Genomic DNA, 733 nt, shown 5'->3' with positions numbered 1-733 from the left:
GACCATGCCAACCGGGCATTAGAGCGGGCTGGTCACGACGCCCGCATTGACCATAGAACACTTGAGGCGCAGGGCATCGAGCGCCTGCCGGGCATCCATCTTGGCCCCAACGTGGTGGAGATGGAGGGCCGGGGCATCCGCACCGAGCGGGCCGACACCGCCCTAGCCATCGACACGGCCAACGGCCAGATCATCGACTTACAAGAATACCGGGAGGTTATCGAGCATGAGCGCGATAGACAGAGTGAAGAAGTCCAGAGGCATCAACGAGTTAGCGGAGCAGATCGAACCGCTGGCCCAGAGCATGGCGACACTGGCCGACGAGGCCCGGCAGGTCATGAGCCAGACTCAGCAGGCCAGCGAGGCGCAGGCAGCGGAGTGGCTGAAAGCCCAACGCCAGACAGGGGCGGCATGGGTGGAGCTGGCCAAGGAGTTGCGGGAGGTAGCCGCCGAGGTGAGCAGCGCCGCGCAGAGCGCCCGGAGCGCCGCCCGTGGCTGGACATGGAAGTTGTGGGCCGGGGTCTTGATCGCTTCCGTGACGCCTATTCTGGCGCTGCTGATCGCATCATGGCTTTGGCTGGAGCCGCAAATCATCGAACAACAGGGGGGTATATGGCTGGTTTTCAAGCTCAAGTAAAGGGTGACCGCACCGCGCAAGCCATCGCCCGGCAGCTCAAGGCCATGGGCTGCGACCGGTACGACATCGGCATACGGGATGCCGCCAGCGGCAAGA

The 733-nt window shown here is 64.1% G+C and carries 1 protein-coding gene and 1 pseudogene; both read left to right on the top strand.

The window, feature by feature from the left end; translation table 11 throughout:
• Positions 1-120 (top strand): annotated as a pseudogene (locus R7Q09_RS25405) (MobA/MobL family protein); the annotation flags it as partial.
• A gap of 106 nt (positions 121-226) precedes the next feature.
• Entirely contained in the window at positions 227-637 is a 411-nt protein-coding gene (locus tag R7Q09_RS25400) for an IncQ-type mobilization protein MobB (RefSeq protein WP_011117300.1), read from the top strand.
• Positions 638-733 lie beyond the last annotated feature (96 nt).

It is taken from the genome of Vibrio sp. 2130-1 (genome assembly GCF_033339515.1).
The sequence above is the reverse complement of the archived record's forward strand: the minus strand, read 5'-3'. Positions and strand labels throughout refer to the sequence as shown.

Bases quoted from the DNA above. Each gene is read 5' to 3' on its own strand.
- R7Q09_RS25400 (WP_011117300.1), top strand. From the start codon at position 227: ATGAGCGCGATAGACAGAGTGAAGAAGTCCAGAGGCATCAACGAGTTA.